Consider the following 16300-nt stretch of genomic DNA (forward strand, 5'->3'; position numbering starts at 1 on the left):
CCTACATGTTGCGCCGATATTCCCCACCCACCTCATACAACGCATGGCTGATCTGCCCGAGGCTATGGGTCTTCACCGCTTCCACCAGCGATTCAAACACATTCCGCCGCTCCCGCGCAGTCGCCTGTAGCGCTTTCAGCCCATCGGCAGCATAGCCGTTGCGGCTGCCCTGGTAGCCGGCCACGTTGTCAATCTGCTGGCCCTTTTCTTCCTCGGTCGAACGGATCAGCTCGATCTCGGTAGCCACCTCGCCGGCGTGCTCCTTCGGCAGGAACATGTTGACCCCAACCAGCGGCAGGCTGCCGTCGTGCTTCTTGTGTTCGTAGTACAGGCTTTCTTCCTGGATCTTGCCGCGCTGGTACATGGTGTCCATCGCGCCGAGCACGCCGCCGCGCTCGCTGATCGCCTCGAACTCCTTGTACACGGCCTCTTCGACGATGTCGGTGAGCTTGTCGACGATGAAGCTGCCCTGCCACGGGTTCTCGCAGAAGTTCAGCCCCAGCTCCTTGTTGATGATCATCTGGATCGCCACCGCGCGGCGCACGCTTTCCTCGGTGGGCGTGGTGATGGCTTCGTCGTAGGCGTTGGTGTGCAGGCTGTTGCAGTTGTCGAACAGGGCGTACAGCGCCTGCAAGGTGGTGCGGATGTCGTTGAACTGGATTTCCTGCGCGTGCAGCGAACGTCCGGAGGTCTGGATGTGGTACTTCATCATCTGGCTGCGCTCGTTGGCGCCGTAACGCTCGCGCATCGCGCGCGCCCAGATGCGGCGGGCGACGCGACCGATGACGGTGTACTCCGGGTCCATGCCGTTGGAGAAGAAGAACGACAGGTTAGGCGCAAAGTCGTCGATCTTCATGCCGCGCGCGAGGTAGTACTCGACGATGGTGAAGCCGTTGCTCAGGGTGAAGGCCAGCTGGCTGATCGGGTTCGCCCCGGCCTCGGCGATGTGGTAGCCGGAGATCGACACCGAGTAGAAATTGCGGACGCCGTTGTCCACGAAATACTGCTGGATGTCGCCCATCATCCGCAGCGCGAACTCGGTGGAGAAGATGCAGGTGTTCTGCGCCTGGTCCTCCTTGAGGATGTCGGCCTGCACCGTGCCGCGCACGGTGCGCAGGGTTTCGGCCTTGATCCGCGCGTAGGTGTCCGCGTCCAGCAACTGGTCGCCGGTGACGCCAAGCAGGCCGAGGCCGAGGCCGTCGTTGGTCGGCGGCAGCTCGCCGTGGTACTGCGGGCGCTGGCGGCCTTCAAACAATCGCGCGATCTGCTTTTCCGCCTCGGCCCAGCGCGCCGGGTCGGCCTTAAGGTATTTCTCCACCTGCTGGTCGATGGCGGTGTTCATGAACATCGCCAGGATCATCGGCGCCGGGCCGTTGATGGTCATCGACACCGAGGTGGTCGGCGCGCACAGGTCGAAGCCGGAGTACAGCTTCTTCATGTCGTCCAGCGTGGGGATGTTGACGCCGGAGTTGCCGATCTTGCCGTAGATGTCCGGGCGCGGCGCCGGGTCCTCGCCGTACAGGGTGACGCTGTCGAACGCGGTGGACAGGCGCGCGGCCGGCTGGCCGACGCTCAGGTAATGGAAGCGGCGGTTGGTACGCTCGGGCGTGCCTTCGCCGGCGAACATGCGGATCGGGTCTTCGCCGCTGCGGCGATACGGGTAGACGCCGCCGGTGTACGGGTACGCGCCGGGCAGGTTCTCTTTCTGCAGGAACACCAGCAGTTCGCCCCAGCTACGGTAGGTGGGTGCGGCGATCTTCGGGATCTGCTGGTGGCTGAGCGATTCGCGGTAGTTCTCGACGCGGATGGCCTTGCCGCGCACCTGGTATTCGTTGACCTCGTCGGTGATCGACTTCAGCCGGGCGGGCCATTCGCGCAGCAGGCGCAGGGCTTCGGAATCCAGCGATTGCACCGCATCGTTGTAACGCTGGCGCAGGGTCAGCAGTGAGCGGTCGACCGCTGCCTGAGCCCCTCTCCCCTCGGGAGAGGGGTTGGGGTGAGGGTGCGAGGTCGCAAGATGGTCGGCAGCCGAACCCTCTCCCCCAGCCCCTCTCCCGGCGGGAGAGGGGAGCAAAGCATCGGCCGCATACAGTTCCAGCGCGGCCGGCAACCTGTCGTCGCCCAGCTCCTTCAACGCCTGCCAGCAGCCCTGCGCACGTTCGGCGACTTCCGCCTGCGATTCGATGCGGGCGTTGATCGCCCTGCCCTGCTCGGCGATCTCAGCCAGGTAGCGCACGCGGCTGCCGGGAATCAGCACCGTGGCGCGCGGCTCCTTGAGCGTGGTGTCGATGGCCGGCACCCAATCGCAGCCCCCTTCCATTCCCGCGTCCCCGTTCCCCGTTCCCCGCTTTTCGCGCAACAACCGGCACAGATTGGCGAACATCCAGCTGATGCCCGGGTCGTTGAACTGCGAGGCGATGGTCGGGTAGACCGGCACGTCCTCGTCCTTCATCTGGAAGGCGACGCGGTTGCGCTTCCACTGCTTGCGCACGTCGCGCAGCGCGTCCTCGGCGCCGCGCTTGTCGAACTTGTTGAGCACCACCAGCTCGGCGTAGTCGAGCATGTCGATCTTTTCCAGCTGGCTCGGCGCGCCGAAGTCGCTGGTCATCACGTACATCGGGAAATCGACCAGGTCCACGATCTCCGAATCGCTCTGGCCGATGCCGGCCGTCTCGACGATCACCAGGTCGAAATCCAGCGACGTGAGGAAGCCGATGCAGTCGCGCAGCACGGTATTGACCGCCGCATGCTGGCGGCGGGTGGCCATCGAGCGCATGTACACGCGCGGGCTGCGCAGCGAGTTCATGCGGATGCGGTCGCCCAGCAGCGCGCCGCCGGTGCGGCGGCGGGTGGGATCGACCGAGACCACCGCGATGCGCATCTGCGGGAAGCTGGCCAGGAAACGGTTGAGCAATTCGTCGGTGACGCTGGACTTGCCGGCGCCACCGGTGCCGGTGATGCCGATGACAGGAGCGCGCCGGGAATGGGGAACAGGGAACGGGGAATGGCCGTCCACCCTGGCCCATTGCTTGCGGAGCTTCTCAAGCTCGGCGTCACCATAAGCACCGTCCTCGATGGCCGAAAGCATCCGGCCAATACCAATTTCGTCGTCAATGCCGGGTTTGGCCAAAACATCCCATTCCCTGTTCCCCGCTCCCTGTTCCCGCGCGCCGCCGGCGCGCTTCACCACGTCCTCGATCATCTCCACCAGCCCCATCTTCATGCCGTCGTTGGGGTGGTAGATGCGCTCGACGCCGTAGTCCTGCAGCTCGCGGATTTCCTCCGGGGTGATGGTGCCGCCGCCGCCGCCGAACACGCGGATATGGCCGGCGCCGCGCTCGCGCAGCATGTCCACCATGTACTTGAAGTACTCCACGTGGCCGCCCTGGTAGGACGACAGCGCGATGGCGTCGGCATCCTCCTGCAAGGCCGCGCGCACCACGTCCTCCACCGAGCGGTTGTGGCCCAGGTGGATCACCTCCGCGCCCTGCGACTGGATCAGCCGGCGCATGATGTTGATGGCCGCGTCATGGCCGTCGAACAGGCTGGCGGCGGTGACGAAGCGCAGCGGCGAGCGGACCTCGTCCAGGGCGGTGGACGGCGGCTGCGGGAGGTGGGGGGCGGGGGTACTCATGGGGCGTGCGACATCCTGTTTCCGTTGAAACCGATGATAGGGCCGCGTGCCCGGCAGGTCAGGTTGCAGCGCAGCGTGACCGGTGCCTCCCGCGGTGCTCCCACGCGCCATCGGCGGCCTCGACAACCGCCGGCCGCCGAATGCATTAGAATGGCCGCCCGCGACCCGTCACCCCAAGGACGAAGTCGCATTTTTTGTTTTACGGCCCACCATTTACCCGCAGGATCACGGACGTTGCCGCAGCAGCGCCCATCGGAGCATCCATGCTTTTCGACACCCTCGAAACTTCCGGCCACGAGCAGGTCGTGTTCTGCCACAACCGCGATGCCGGCCTGAAGGCGATCATCGCCATCCACGACACCACCCTCGGCCCGGCCCTGGGCGGCGTGCGCATGCGCCCCTACGCCAACAGCGACGACGCGCTGCGTGACGTGCTGCGGCTGAGCCGCACCATGACCTACAAGAACGCGCTGGCCGGGTTGAACGTGGGCGGCGGCAAGGCGGTGATCATCGGCGACCCGAAGGCCGCCAAGAGCGAGGTGCTGTTCCGCGCCTTCGGCCGCCAGGTCGAGGCGCTGGGTGGGCGCTACATCACCGCCGAGGACGTCGGCACCGACGTCAACGACATGGAGCACATCTACCTGGAGACCGGCTACGTCACCGGCGTGCACCAGGTCCACGGCGGCTCCGGCGACCCGGCCCCGTTCACCGCCTACGGCGCATTGCAGGCGCTGATGGCCTCGGTCAACCGCAAGTTCGGCCACGAGGAAATCGGCAAGGTTTCCATTGCCGTGCAGGGCCTGGGCCACATCGGCATGGAGCTGGTGAAGCTGCTGCGCGAGCGCGGCGCCAAGCTGCACGTCACCGACCTCGACCCGGCGCTGGTGGAACGCGCGGTCGGCGAATACGGCTGCGAGGCGGTCGCGCCCGAGGCCATCTACGATGTCGCCGCCGACGTGTTCGCGCCCTGCGCGATGGAAGGCGTGATCGGCATGGAAACGCTGGACCGGCTCAAGGCCAAGGTCATCTGCGGCACCGCCAACAACCAGCTGGCCAGCCACGCGGTGGGCGACGAACTGTTCAAGCGCGGCGTGTTGTGGGCGCCGGACTACGTGGTCAACGCCGGCGGCGTGATGAACGTGTCGCTGGAGATCGACGGCTACAACCGCGAGCGCGCCATGCGCCTGATTCGCAGCATCTACCACAACCTCGAACGGATCTTCGACCGCTCCGAGCAGGACGCGGTCTCGCCGCAGCGCGCCGCCGACCGCATCGCCGAGGCCCGCATCGAAGCCATCGGCAAGCTGAAGATGCCGATGGGCCGGGCCACGCCGCGGATGTGCCGCCTGCGCGGCGAGTGAATGCCCGGCGGCGTGCGTTCAGCGCGCGCCGAACAGCAGCAATGCGCTGATCAGCACGCCCATCAGCAGGGCGCTGAGCAGCAGCCACGGCCAGCGCCGCTGCCGTGGCCGCGCCACCAGCGCCGGCCGGGTTTCGGCGGCCGGCACGGCCTCTTCGGCAACGGCCGGCAGGTAGGTCGGGGCGGCGCCCAGCGGCACCTCCAATACGAAGCGCTGGTTACCCTCGAACACCACCTGGTCGCCCGCGCGCAGCCAGCAGTGACGGACCGCGACGCCATTGACCCGGCAACCGTCGGGCGAGCCGAGGTCGCGCAACAGCACCCGCTCGCCGTGGCATTCGAAACGCGCCTGCAGTTCGGGGAACACCGGGTCGTCGATGACGATGTCCGCCGCCGCATCGCGGCCGATGGTGCGCGGCCGGTTCAGGGCGTGGGCGCGGCCGTGGTGCTGGCCGCCGACGCCGCGCAGCAGCACACGCTGGTCTTCGCCGTTTCCGGTGATCGCCTCGGGCGCCTGCGGCGGTTGCGTGGCCGGCGCGCAATCGCCGCGCAGCAGCATCTCCACGCCATCGGCATGCACCGAGTCGCCGGCGCGCAGCAGCGCCATGCGCCGCACCGGGCGGCCGTTGACGTGGATGCCGCGCACGCCACTGGCGACCTGCAGCCACAGGCCGCGTTCATCGGTGCAGAAGCGCGCCAGCAGCAGCGGGCCGACGCTGTCGTCGCCCAGCCGCACCTGCCCGCTGGCGTCCCGCACGATGCGCTGCATGCCCGGACCAAGGGCTTGATCTGGCTGCTGGCGGTTGCCGAAATGGACTTGCAGTGTGCGCACCGGCGGCAGACTAGCAGGTCCACGGGACATGCAGAAGCTGGCTATGGGGCTTGGACTGCGCCGCGCATGTCCGCACAATGCCGCACCATCCCCACGCGGTCCCGCGAGTCCCTTCCCCATGTCCAGCATCGACATCCACCATGCCCATTCCCTGTCCGACGAAAGCGCGCACGCGGCCATCGCCGAGGTCGCGCGCAAGCTGCAGGAGCGCTTCGAGGTCAGCACCCGCTGGGAGGGCCGGAACCTGCACTTCGCCCGTGCCGGGGTCGAGGGCGCGATCGAGATGCTGCCCGGCGCGGTGCGGGTGAAGGCCGAGCTGGGCTTCCTGCTGTCGGCGATGAAGGGCATGGTCGAATCGGAAATCCGCCGGGTGCTGGCCGAGAAGCTGGGCTGACCCGCACCGGGCCTGGCCGATGCCCGCGGCGGAGTGAAATCTGTTGCGCCGCGCCAATGCCGCCGTTATCATAGGCGGCTCCTTCGGGGTGTAGCTCAGTCTGGTAGAGCGCTACGTTCGGGACGTAGAGGTCGCAGGTTCGAATCCTGTCTCCCCGACCAAGATCGACAAAAGCCGGCCTCGGGCCGGCTTTTGTTTTTGTCGCCACGCCGCCGCTTCCGGGCCAGCGGCGGGCGATGCCGGGAATCGCTCCCCGCGGTTCCCCTGTTTTCGCGGGCGCCGCCCCCTGCGGCCGCCCGCGCCGGAGTTCCGCCATGCCCCACTCTCCCGCCCGCGGCCCGCATGCTCCCCTGCTCAAGGGCCGGCTGCTGGCCTTCGTCGCCGTCGTGCTGCTGGCCGCCAACCTGCGCAGCGCGGTCACCTCGCTGACGCCGCTGCTGGACCGGCTGGGCCAGACCTTCGAGTTCGGCAGCACCATGACCGGCGTGCTGGGCATGATGCCCACCGCCGCCTTCGCCCTGTTCGGCCTGGTCACGCCGCGGCTGATCCGCGCGATCGGGCTGGAGCGCACCGCGGTGCTGACCATGCTGCTGGCCACCGCCGGGCTGCTGCTGCGCGCCAGCGCCGGCGGCGTCGGCATGCTGCTGGTCGGCTCGGCGGTCGCGCTGGCCGGCATGGGCATCGGCAACGTGGTGGTGCCGCCGCTGGTCAAGCGCTACTTCGCCGACCGCGTCGGCACCCTGAGCACGCTCTACATCACCGTGCTGCAGGCCGGCACCATGCTGCCGGCGCTGCTGGCGGTGCCGGTGGCCGACCGCTTCGACTGGCGCATCTCGCTGGGCATGTGGGCGCTGCTGTCCACCGCCGCGCTGCTGCCGTGGCTGCTGCTGGCGCGGCATGCGCCGCGTGCGCAGGCCGCCGCCGCTGCCGACGGCCCGCATGCCGCCGGCAGGGTCTGGAAGACCCCGCTCGGCTGGGGCATGGCGTTGATGTTCGGCATGACCTCGCTGGGCACCTACTCGCTGTTCACCTGGCTGCCCAAGGTGATGGTGGAAGCCGGCGCCAGCGAGGCCTTCGGCGGGGTGATGGTGGCGCTGTATTCGGCGATCGGCCTGCTGCCCTCGCTGCTGGTGCCGGCGCTGGCGGTGCGCATGCGCAACCCGTTCCCGATCGCGGTGCTGGTGTTCGGCCTGAACGCGGTCGCCTTCGCCGGCCTGCTGTGGGCGCCGATGGCCGCGCCGTGGCTGTGGGTGACCATCGCCGGGCTGGGCCCATCCACCTTCCCGCTGGGCCTGACCCTGATCAACCTGCGCACCCGCACCCCGAGCGGCTCGGCGGCGCTGTCCGGCTTCATGCAGGGCGTGGGCTACAGCCTGGCCTGCCTCGGCCCGCTGCTGTTCGGCTGGCTGCACGAACTCGGCGGCGGCTGGGCATGGTCGTTCGCGTTCCTGATGCTGTGCTCGCTGGTGCTGCTGGTCGCGGCGTGGTTCGCGTGCAGGCCGCAGCAGCTGGAAGACCATTGGTAGGTCGGGGCCACGCCCCCGACGTCCGCAAAGGGCCGACGAAAACGCCGGGGATGTAACCCCGGCCTACGGCCTCAGCCCCGCACCTGCCCCTCGCCGCGCACCACGAAGCGCTCCACTGTGAGCGCCTCCAGCCCCATCGGGCCGTAGGAATGCAGGCGCGTGGTGGAGATGCCGATCTCCGCGCCCAGCCCCAGCTCACCGCCGTCGGAGAAGCGCGAGGAGGCGTTGACCATCACCACCGCCGAGCGCAGCGCATGCACGAAGGCCTCGGCATGGGCCGGGTTGCCGGTGGCGATGACCTCGGTGTGGTCGGAGGTGTGGCGCTGGATGTGGGCGATGGCGTCATCGAGCGAGTCGACCACGCGGATGGCGAGGATCAAGTCCAGGTATTCGGCGGCATAGTCGTCCTCGTCCGCCGCCGATACACCGGGCACCAGGGCCTGCGTCGCGGCATCACCGCGCAACTCGACGCCGCGGGCGCGCAATGCATCGGCCGCCAGCGGCAGGAAGCGCGGCGCGATGCCGGCGTGCACCAGCAGGGTTTCCAGCGAATTGCAGGCGGCCGGGCGCGACACCTTGCCGTCGACCAGCAGGCCCAGCGCCAGTTGCATATCGGCGTCGTCATCGACGTACAAATGGCATACGCCCTTGTAGTGCTTGATGACCGGCACCCGCGCGTGCTCGGCGACGAAGCGAATCAGGCCCTCGCCGCCGCGCGGGATCGCCAGGTCGATGATGTCGTTCAGTTGCAGCAGTTCCAGCATCGTCTCGCGGCGCAGGTCCTCCACCAGCGTCAGCGCGGCATCGGCAAGGCCCGCCTCGCGCAGCGCGCGCTTCAGGCTGGCGGCGATCGCGGTGTTGGAATGGATCGCCTCCGAACCGCCGCGCAGGATCACCCCGTTGCCGGCCTTGATGCACAACGCGGCGGCGTCGGCGGTCACGTTCGGCCGCGCCTCGTAGATCATCGCGATCACCCCCAGCGGCACCCGCACCTTCTGCACGCGGATGCCGTTGGGCCGCAGGTAGTCACGGGTGACCTCGCCGACCGGATCGGGCAATGCGGCGACCTCGCGCAGTGCGTTGGCGACGCCGGCCAGGCGCTGCGGGTCCAGCGCCAGCCGGTCGAGCATCGCGCTGCCCACGCCCTTGTCGCGGGCGGCCTGCAGGTCGCGGGCGTTGGCGGCGAGGATCGCCGCGGCATCGACTTCCAGCGCCGCCGCCATCGATTGCAGCAGGGCCGAACGCGCCGCGGTGGAAAGCTGGCCGAGTTGCCGGGCGGCGTCGCGGCATTGCAGGGCAAGGGTCTTGATGTCGGTCATGGTTGCGGCTCGCATGCAGGAAGTTTCGTCCTTGCAGGAGCGACGCGAGTCGCGATGGAGCTTTACCGGCGAAGCCCCGTCGCGACTCGCGTCGCTCCTACGACAGCAGGACGAGGTCGTCGCGGTGGATCACGTTCTCGCCATAGTTGTAGCCGAGGGTGGCCTCGATGGTGCGCGAATGGCTGCCGGCGATGCGCCGCACGTCCACCGCCGAATACTGGCTGATGCCGTGCGCGATGCAGCCCCCGCCGTCGCGCACTTCGATCATGTCGCCGCGGCGGAACTCGCCCTGCACCGCGGCGATACCGCCGGGCAGCAGCGAGGCGCCCTTCTCTCGCAGCGCGCGCGCGGCGCCGCCATCGACCACGATCGCCCCCGGCTCGAGCGGCGCGTGCCGCAGCCAGTACTTGCGCGCGGCGATGCGCGAGCGCCCGGCGTGCAGGCGGGTGCCGCGCAGCCGGCCCTGCGCCAGCGCACGCACCACCTCGCCACTGCGGCCGTTGAACAGGCAGGTGTCGATGCCGGCCGCGCCGGCCTTCGCCGCCGCCTGCAGCTTGGTGTGCATGCCGCCGGTGCCGGCCGCGCTGCCGCTGCCACCGGCCATCGCCAGCACCTCGGCGGTCAGTTCGGTTACCTCGTTGATCGGCCGCGCCTGCGGATCGCGGCGCGGGTCGGCGGTATAGAGGCCGTCGATGTCGGTGGCGATGAACAGCGCATCGGCATCGACCAGCGCGGCGACGATGGCGGCGAGGTTGTCGTTGTCGCCGAGCTTGAGCTCATCGACGGAGACGGTGTCGTTCTCGTTGACCACCGGCAATGCGCCCAGCGCCAGCAATTCATTGAGGGTGGCGCGCGCGTTGAGGTAGCGGCGGCGGTTGCGCAGGTCGTCGTGGGTCAGCAGCACCTGCGCCACCGGCCGCTCGAAGAAGCGCTGCCACAGCGCGATCAGCTGCGCCTGCCCGAGCGCGGCCAGCGCCTGCCGCGCGGCGATGGCGGCACCGGCTTCGGCCGCCCTCGGCAGGATGGCGCGGCCGGCCGCGACCGCGCCGGAGGAGACGATCACCACTTCCCTGCCGGCCAGCAGGTTGGCCGAGACGAACTGCGCCAGCCCCAGCGCGAAGCGCGGGCTCAGGCCACCGCCGTCGGCGGCCAGCAGGCTGCTGCCGATCTTCAATACCGCGCGCCGCCATGGCGGCAGCGCCTGTTCGGCGAAGGGCGAAGGGGCGGCCTCGTTCATGGGCTCAGCGGGTGTTCCACTCGTGCACGGTCAGGTCCGAGCAACCGTGGACGGCCAGCGGGTCGGTCGCGACGATGGCCCGTGCCGCGTCCATGTCGGCGACGTCGCGCAGCACGTAGGCACCACCGCTGCCATCGGCGAAACCGCCGGTCAGGTGCAGCAGCCCGCGTTCGCGCAGGTCGTCGAGGAAAGCCTTGTGCGGGGCGATGACCGACGTGTCGAACGCCGGCTTGCGCATGGCCATGACCAGATACAGCTTCACTTCGTTCTCCGTCGCATGAAGCGCCAGCGTCGATGTTGCACTGCCGCGCAATACATTTGGGCGATGCTTTCGTTTCCAACCAACGTAGGTCGGGGCTACGCCCACGACGCGGGGTATTGCAGATGCCGGGGACGTAGCCCCGACCTACGTCTCGTGGATGCGGGGCTTGCCCCGCATGGGGCATTGCCGTGAAGGCCTCCGTGCGGGGCAAGTCCCGCACCTACGGTTGCAGCGCCACCCAGCGTGCCTGCAGTTCTTCCAGCCGCAGGTCGGCGGCCGCGCCCGGCGACACCCGCGCGGCGAGGCTGCCTTCCGGCGTGCGCCCCTGCCCGGCCGTGTCCGCCGCGGCGGCGGCGGCCTTGTAGGCATCGCGGAACGGCACGCCGGCCACCGCCGCTTCCACCGCCACGTCGGTGGCGTACATGCCCGAGTCGATCGCGGCGCGGATGTTGTCGTCGCGCCAGTCGAGGTTGGACAGCAGCGCCGGCAGCAGTTCCAGCGCGGCCAGGCCGCGGCCGAAGCCGTGGAAGATCGCGCCCTTGGACGCCTGCAGGTCGCGGTGGTAGCCCGACGGCAGCGACAGCAGCTGCTCGATCTCGGTGCGCGCGGCGGCCACGCTGGCGTGGGTGGCGCGCATCAGCTCGATCACATCCGGGTTGCGCTTGTTCGGCATGATCGAACTGCCGGTGGTGTACTGCGCCGGCAGCGCCACGAAGGCGAACTCGCCGGTGGTGAACAGCGACAGGTCCCAGGCGATGCGGCGCAGGTCCAGGGTCGCCCCGCCGAGCGCTTCCAGCGCGGCCAGCTCGAACTTTCCGCGCGAGAGCTGGGCGTAGATCGGCGATACCTGCATGCGCGCGAACTCCAGCGCGCGCGTGGTGTGTTCGCGGTCCAGCGGCAGGTTGACGCCGTAGCCGGCGGCGGTGCCCAGCGGGTTGCAGTCGATCAGCCGGCGGGTGTCGGCCGCGCGCACCGCGTTGTCGATGAAGGCTTCGGCCCAGCCCGCCCACCACATGCCGGCCGAGGACACCACGGCGCGCTGGATGTGGGTGTAGCCGGGCAATGGCTGGGCGTGCTCGGCGGCGGCGCGGTCCAGCGCCACCTTCGCCACTTCGCGGCTGAGCTGTGCCACGCGCGCCAGCTTCTCCTTCAGCCACAGGCGGGTGGCGACCAGGATCTGGTCGTTGCGGCTGCGGCCGGTGTGGATCTTGCGACCGGCGTCGCCAAGGCGCTCGGTCAGCCGTGCCTCGATCGCCGAATGGCAATCCTCGTAGCGCTCGTCGAGCACGAACGCGCCGCTGCGGAAATCGCCGGCCAGCAGCGCCAGCTCACGCTTGAGCGCGGCCAGCTCGTCGGCCGAGAGGATGCCGATATGCTGCAGCCCCTCCGCATGCGCGGTGCTGGCGGCGATGTCGTGCAGGAAGAACTCGCGGTCGAGGATCACGTCGTCGCCGGCGAGGAAGGCCTGGATGTTGGCGTCTACCGCGACGCCGGGCTTCTGCCACAGCAGGTTGGTCATGTCGTTCTCCAAAATGCCTCGTAGGAGCGCACCTTGGTGCGCGATGGGTATTCCCGGGAAAGCTTCATCGCGCACCAAGGTGCGCTCCTACGGATTCAATGCGGAATGGCGGTCAGCTCGGGCAGGTCGAGGGCGATGTTGAGGTTCTGCAGCGCCTGCGTGGCCGCGCCCTTGAGCAGGTTGTCGATGGTCGCCACTACCACCACGCGCTTGTTGCCCGGCGCCATCGTGAAGCCGCCGACCTGCACGCCGTGGCGGCCGGCGATGCGGCTGACCCACGGCGCTTCGTCCACCACCTCAACCAACGGCTCGCCGGCATAGCGCTGCCGGTACAGCGCCATCACTTCCTCGCGCTTGAGCGGCTGCTGCAGCCACAGGTTCACGGTCATGCTGATGCCGCGGAAGTGCGGGGCCACGTGCGGCATGAATTCGACCTGCACGCCGAGCCGGGTGGACACCTCGCGCTCGTGGACGTGGTTGGTCAGCGCATACGGCATCAGGTTGTCGCGCAGCAGTTCCGGGTTGTTCTTGTCCGAGGGCGTGGTGCCTGCCCCCGAATACCCCGACACGCCGAAGCAGGCCGGCGGCCCGGCCAACCTCGACAGCAGCGGCACGATCGCCAGCTGCATGGCGGTGGCATAGCAGCCGGGGTTGCTGATGCGTTTCTGCCCGGCATAGGTGTCGCGGGTCAGTTCCGGCAGACCGTAGTACCAGCCGTTGTCGAAGCGGTAGTCGGCGGACAGGTCGACGATCACCGTGTCCGGCCGGGCCGCGTCCAGCGCGGCGACGAAGGGCTCGGCCTTGCCGTTGGGCAGGGCCAGGATCACCGCATCGGCGCCCTTGCCCGCCACCGCGGCGGCATCGAGGTTTTCATAGCGCAGCTCGCCGACATGGGCATCGTTGTGCTCGGCCACGCGCTGGCCGGCCAGCTCGCGCGAGGATACGAAGGCCAGTTCGACGTGCGGGTGCGCCGCCACCAGCCGGATCAATTCGGCGCCGGTATGGCCACGGGCACCGACGATGCCCAGCGTGAATTTCCTTTCGGTCATGAGTGCGAATCCAGAAGGTAGTGCAGGTGGCTGCGGACCGCCGGCCACTCGCTGTCGATGATGGAGAACACCACGGTATCGCGCGGCGTGCCGTCGGCGTGGCGCTTGTGGTTGCGCAGCACGCCGTCCTGCTTCGCCCCGAGCCGGGCGATGGCGGTGCGCGAGGCGTGGTTGAACCAGCTGGTCTCGAAGCCGACGGCGATGCAGCCCATCGCCTCGAACGCATGCCGCAGCAACAACAGCTTGGCCTCGGTGTTCAGGCCGGTGCGCTGTACCCGCCGCTGGTACCAGGTGTAGCCGATGTTCAGCCGTGGCACGCCCGCGTCCAGCGCATAGAAACGGGTGCTGCCGACCACCGCGCCGGCGGCGTCGCGGACCACGAAGGGCAGCGCCGTGCCCTGCGCCTGCGCCTCCAGCGCCGCGGCGACGTGCTGTTCCACGGCATCCGGCGCCGGCACGTTGGTGTACCAGCAGCGCGACAGTTCGCCGTCGCCCAGCGCCTGCCGCAAGGCCGGCGCGTGCGCCGCCTGCAGTGGTTCCAACACGACGTGGCGGCCGCGCAGTTCCGGCACCTGGCGCCATGCGGCATTGGCGGACGGGGCATTCATCCCTGCAGGCTCGCCTGGCGTTCGCCGCAGTGCTTCACGTAGCCGCGGATGCTGTCGAAGTCGCTGGCGCCGAACCAGAACACCTTCCAGTGGTCGAGCTTGTAGCAGCCGTCGGACTCGGCGTAATAGAAATGGTTGACCGCATTGCCGTTGCGCGAGCGCCAGAACAGCTGCGGGGTTTCCTCCAGCATCACGTTCCACACCGCGCGGCCCAGGCCCTCGCCCTGCGCGTCGTCGAGCACCGCGAACTTGTCTAGGTAGACGCCCTCGGCCTCGTCGGTGAGGATCACCGCGGTGCGGTAGTTCTCGCTGACGTAGGCGCGCAGCAGCTTCGTCTTCTCGAAGTAATCCGGCACCAGCGTGCGGCCGAAGCTGGATTCGATCAGCGCCTTCAGCCGCACGATGTCCAGCTGCTCCCACGCCGTCGCCTTGAGCACCTTCTCACCGCGCCGCACCAGCGTGCCCGAACCCTTGTGGGTGAACAGTTCCTTTGCCAGATCCGCCGGGCGGGTGATCGACACCGAGGATTCTTCCGGCAAGCGATCCAGCAGGTCCTTGATCTGCTCGATCTTGACCTTCATGCCGCCATGCAGCCACGGCTGCTGGATCAGGTGCTCGTACTCGGTGGACAGGTTGATCGAGTCGATCACCTTGCCGTCGGCATCGAGCAGGCCGCCGGTGCCGGTGAGGAAGATGATCTTGTACGGCTGCAGTTCCTGCACCAGCTCGTTGGCGGCGAAGTCGGCGTTGACGTTGAGGATCTGCCCGCTCGGCGTCTCGCCCAGCGAGGTGATGACCGGGATCGAACCGGCGCGCAGGCTGGCCTCGATCGGCGCGAGGTTGACCCGCTTCACCTCGCCGACCAGCCCGTAGATGCTCTGGTCGAGGTACTCGGCCTCGAACACGCCGCCGGTGATCGAGGTGGCGCGCGCACCGTTCTGCTGCAGCGCCTCGACCAGTTGCAGGTTCGACTGCTGGAACACCTTGCGCACGATCGCCAGCGCCTCGGGCGTGGTCACGCGCAGGCCGTCCACGGTCTGCTTCTCGATGCCGGCCGCCGACAGCTCGGCGTCCAGCTGCGGGCCGGCGCCATGCAGCACGATCGGGGTCAGGCCGACCTCCTGCAGGAACGACAGCGAGGACGTCAGCGCGTCGAGGTCGTCGCGCAGCACCGCGCCGCCGACCTTGACCACGGCGAAGCGCTTGGCGTCCAGCTGCGAGAAGCGCTTGAGGTACTGGCTGATCTCCTTCGCGCTGGCCATGCTCGAAAGCAGGCGCACGATGGTCTGGCGGGTCTGGCGGTGGGGCTGCATGGCGGGGGACATTTCGTTGGCTTGGGGAATGCGGGGCGGCTCAGGCGCCGCGCTGCAGGATGTGGTGGACCGACGCGACATAATGCTGCAGCTGCTCCAGCGTCACGAACTCGTCGGCGGTATGGGCCTGGGCGATGTCGCCGGGGCCGTAGACCAGCGCGGTATGGCCGGCGGCCGAGAACAGCGAGGCTTCGGTCCAGAAATCCACCGCATTGCCGATCGGCAGGCCCAGTTCGTCGGCGACGTCGCGCGCGGCAAGGCGGCGTTCCTCGGCACGGGCAATGTCGCCCGACGGCAGGCTCGGGCCGCGGAAGGTTTCCTCGAAATGCGCGGCGGCCGGCTCGGCAAAACCGGCGAACGTGGCCAGCAGCTGGTCGATATCCATCGACGGCAGCGGGCGGAAACCGAAACGCAGCTCGGCTTCCGGCGCGATCATGTTGGCCTTGATGCCACCTTCGACCCGGCCGATGTTGAAGCGCAGCCCGGTCAGCCCGCCGAAACGCGCATGCGCCAGCGACTCGACGTGGTCCAGCGCGCGACCGCCCCAGCGCATCGCCTGATGCAGGGCACTTGCCGCCGCATCCTGCTTGCCCGAGGCATGGCCGGCGCGGCCCTTGAAATTCATCAGCACCGAGCTGATGCCGCGATGCGCCAGCACCGCCTCGCCCATCGTCGGCTCGGCGGCCAGCACGGCTTCGTATGGGATGCCGCGGGCGAGGAAGGCGGCGATGCAGCGCGGGTCGTTGGCTTCCTCGTCGGAGGAGAACAGGAACGCGGCATCGCCATCGGTGGCGTTTGCGGCAGCCACCAGCGCGGCGGCAGCACCCTTGATGTCGCATACGCCGAGGCCGACCACACGGTCATCCAGACGCCGCATCACGTGCGGGTCGGCGCTCCAGTGCGGCGAATCCGGCACCGTGTCCAGGTGCACGTTGAACAGATACTTCGGCGTGCCGCGCACCGCGTACAGGCTGACTGCGCCGGCACCGTGATCGGTCACCTCGACGTCGAAGCCCGGCAGATTGGCGCGCAGATAATCGAAGATGCCGCCGGTGGTGATCGCACGCGGCGGGTTGCGGGTGTCGAAGGACACCAGCTTTTCGAGGTGCGTGAGGGTGGATTCGAGGAGTTCGGTCATGGGATCGGATCGCGGCAATGGCAGGCAGGCTCCCTTCTCCCTGCGGGAGAAGGTGCCCGAAGGGCGGATGAGGGGCGAGCGGAGTCCATGATGTTTGAGCCATCGGGAC

13 protein-coding genes and 1 tRNA gene are annotated in these 16300 nt (G+C 68.8%); 4 read left to right on the forward strand and 10 right to left on the reverse strand.

All coding sequences use genetic code 11. The annotated features are described in order from the left end of the window. Position 1: 1 nt before the first annotated feature. Positions 2 to 3634: a methylmalonyl-CoA mutase family protein gene (locus tag ABB34_RS08975; RefSeq protein WP_057640978.1), complete on the reverse strand. Its 3633-nt coding sequence runs from the start codon at positions 3632 to 3634 to the stop codon at positions 2 to 4. A gap of 263 nt (positions 3635 to 3897) precedes the next feature. Here ABB34_RS08975 and ABB34_RS08980 point away from each other — a divergent pair, with 263 nt between their 5' ends. Next, positions 3898 to 4995, forward strand: a complete 1098-nt coding sequence (locus ABB34_RS08980) for a Glu/Leu/Phe/Val dehydrogenase dimerization domain-containing protein (RefSeq protein ID WP_057640979.1) — start codon at positions 3898 to 3900, stop codon at positions 4993 to 4995. Between the two features lie 18 nt (positions 4996 to 5013). Here ABB34_RS08980 and ABB34_RS08985 read toward each other — a convergent pair whose 3' ends face one another. Beyond that, positions 5014 to 5826, reverse strand: a complete 813-nt coding sequence (locus tag ABB34_RS08985) for an FHA domain-containing protein (protein ID WP_161808904.1) — start codon at positions 5824 to 5826, stop codon at positions 5014 to 5016. 118 nt (positions 5827 to 5944) lie between these two features. Here ABB34_RS08985 and ABB34_RS08990 point away from each other — a divergent pair, with 118 nt between their 5' ends. From ABB34_RS08990 to ABB34_RS09000, 3 genes are all read left to right on the forward strand, one after another. Further along, complete coding sequence (locus tag ABB34_RS08990; protein ID WP_057640981.1) at positions 5945 to 6220, forward strand: polyhydroxyalkanoic acid system family protein; 276 nt, start codon at positions 5945 to 5947, stop codon at positions 6218 to 6220. An 84-nt stretch (positions 6221 to 6304) separates the two neighbouring features. After that, positions 6305 to 6381, forward strand: a tRNA-Pro gene (locus ABB34_RS08995). Positions 6382 to 6534: 153 nt separating this feature from the next. Next, positions 6535 to 7746, forward strand: coding sequence for a CynX/NimT family MFS transporter (locus ABB34_RS09000; RefSeq protein ID WP_057640982.1), 1212 nt, complete (start codon positions 6535 to 6537; stop codon positions 7744 to 7746). Between the two features lie 71 nt (positions 7747 to 7817). On the opposite strand, the gene ABB34_RS09005 is transcribed toward ABB34_RS09000, so the two are convergent. The 8 genes from ABB34_RS09005 to ABB34_RS09040 all read right to left on the reverse strand — a co-directional run bounded on the left by ABB34_RS09005 (position 7818) and on the right by ABB34_RS09040 (position 16191). Beyond that, the gene (locus ABB34_RS09005) at positions 7818 to 9080 is read right to left on the reverse strand and encodes a glutamate-5-semialdehyde dehydrogenase (protein ID WP_275452840.1); all 1263 of its coding nucleotides are present in this window, start codon (positions 9078 to 9080) and stop codon (positions 7818 to 7820) included. Between the two features lie 82 nt (positions 9081 to 9162). Next, the gene (gene proB / locus ABB34_RS09010) at positions 9163 to 10302 is read right to left on the reverse strand and encodes a glutamate 5-kinase (protein WP_057640984.1); all 1140 of its coding nucleotides are present in this window, start codon (positions 10300 to 10302) and stop codon (positions 9163 to 9165) included. A gap of 4 nt (positions 10303 to 10306) precedes the next feature. Next, on the reverse strand, positions 10307 to 10546 hold the full coding sequence (locus ABB34_RS09015) for a YciI family protein (protein WP_057640992.1): 240 nt from the start codon (positions 10544 to 10546) through the stop codon (positions 10307 to 10309). Positions 10547 to 10784: 238 nt separating this feature from the next. Next, on the reverse strand, positions 10785 to 12083 hold the full coding sequence (locus ABB34_RS09020) for an argininosuccinate lyase (RefSeq protein ID WP_057640993.1): 1299 nt from the start codon (positions 12081 to 12083) through the stop codon (positions 10785 to 10787). 95 nt (positions 12084 to 12178) lie between these two features. Beyond that, a complete protein-coding gene (gene argC / locus ABB34_RS09025) occupies positions 12179 to 13132 on the reverse strand; it encodes an N-acetyl-gamma-glutamyl-phosphate reductase (RefSeq protein ID WP_057640985.1) in 954 nt (317 codons plus the stop codon). Beyond that, positions 13129 to 13740 (reverse strand): GNAT family N-acetyltransferase, encoded by a 612-nt coding sequence (locus ABB34_RS09030; RefSeq protein ID WP_057640986.1) that lies wholly within the window; start codon positions 13738 to 13740, stop codon positions 13129 to 13131. Before ABB34_RS09030 ends, argC begins: the two co-directional genes overlap by 4 nt. Next, positions 13737 to 15065, reverse strand: coding sequence for an acetylglutamate kinase (locus tag ABB34_RS09035; RefSeq protein WP_057640987.1), 1329 nt, complete (start codon positions 15063 to 15065; stop codon positions 13737 to 13739). Before ABB34_RS09035 ends, ABB34_RS09030 begins: the two co-directional genes overlap by 4 nt. 28 nt (positions 15066 to 15093) lie before the next feature. Then, complete coding sequence (locus ABB34_RS09040) at positions 15094 to 16191, reverse strand: acetylornithine deacetylase (RefSeq protein ID WP_057640988.1); 1098 nt, start codon at positions 16189 to 16191, stop codon at positions 15094 to 15096. Positions 16192 to 16300 lie beyond the last annotated feature (109 nt).

The organism is Stenotrophomonas daejeonensis (assembly GCF_001431505.1).
Taxonomy (GTDB): domain Bacteria; phylum Pseudomonadota; class Gammaproteobacteria; order Xanthomonadales; family Xanthomonadaceae; genus Stenotrophomonas; species Stenotrophomonas daejeonensis.

Bases quoted from the DNA above. Each gene is read 5' to 3' on its own strand.
- ABB34_RS09030 (WP_057640986.1), bottom strand. From the start codon at position 13,740: ATGAATGCCCCGTCCGCCAATGCCGCATGGCGCCAGGTGCCGGAACTG.
- ABB34_RS09015 (WP_057640992.1), bottom strand. From the start codon at position 10,546: ATGGCCATGCGCAAGCCGGCGTTCGACACGTCGGTCATCGCCCCGCAC.
- ABB34_RS09035 (WP_057640987.1), bottom strand. From the start codon at position 15,065: ATGTCCCCCGCCATGCAGCCCCACCGCCAGACCCGCCAGACCATCGTG.
- ABB34_RS09020 (WP_057640993.1), bottom strand. From the start codon at position 12,083: ATGACCAACCTGCTGTGGCAGAAGCCCGGCGTCGCGGTAGACGCCAAC.
- ABB34_RS09040 (WP_057640988.1), bottom strand. From the start codon at position 16,191: ATGACCGAACTCCTCGAATCCACCCTCACGCACCTCGAAAAGCTGGTG.
- ABB34_RS08980 (WP_057640979.1), top strand. From the start codon at position 3,898: ATGCTTTTCGACACCCTCGAAACTTCCGGCCACGAGCAGGTCGTGTTC.
- proB (WP_057640984.1), bottom strand. From the start codon at position 10,302: ATGAACGAGGCCGCCCCTTCGCCCTTCGCCGAACAGGCGCTGCCGCCA.
- ABB34_RS09000 (WP_057640982.1), top strand. From the start codon at position 6,535: ATGCCCCACTCTCCCGCCCGCGGCCCGCATGCTCCCCTGCTCAAGGGC.
- ABB34_RS09005 (WP_275452840.1), bottom strand. From the start codon at position 9,080: ATGCGAGCCGCAACCATGACCGACATCAAGACCCTTGCCCTGCAATGC.
- argC (WP_057640985.1), bottom strand. From the start codon at position 13,132: ATGACCGAAAGGAAATTCACGCTGGGCATCGTCGGTGCCCGTGGCCAT.
- ABB34_RS08975 (WP_057640978.1), bottom strand. From the start codon at position 3,634: ATGAGTACCCCCGCCCCCCACCTCCCGCAGCCGCCGTCCACCGCCCTG.
- ABB34_RS08990 (WP_057640981.1), top strand. From the start codon at position 5,945: ATGTCCAGCATCGACATCCACCATGCCCATTCCCTGTCCGACGAAAGC.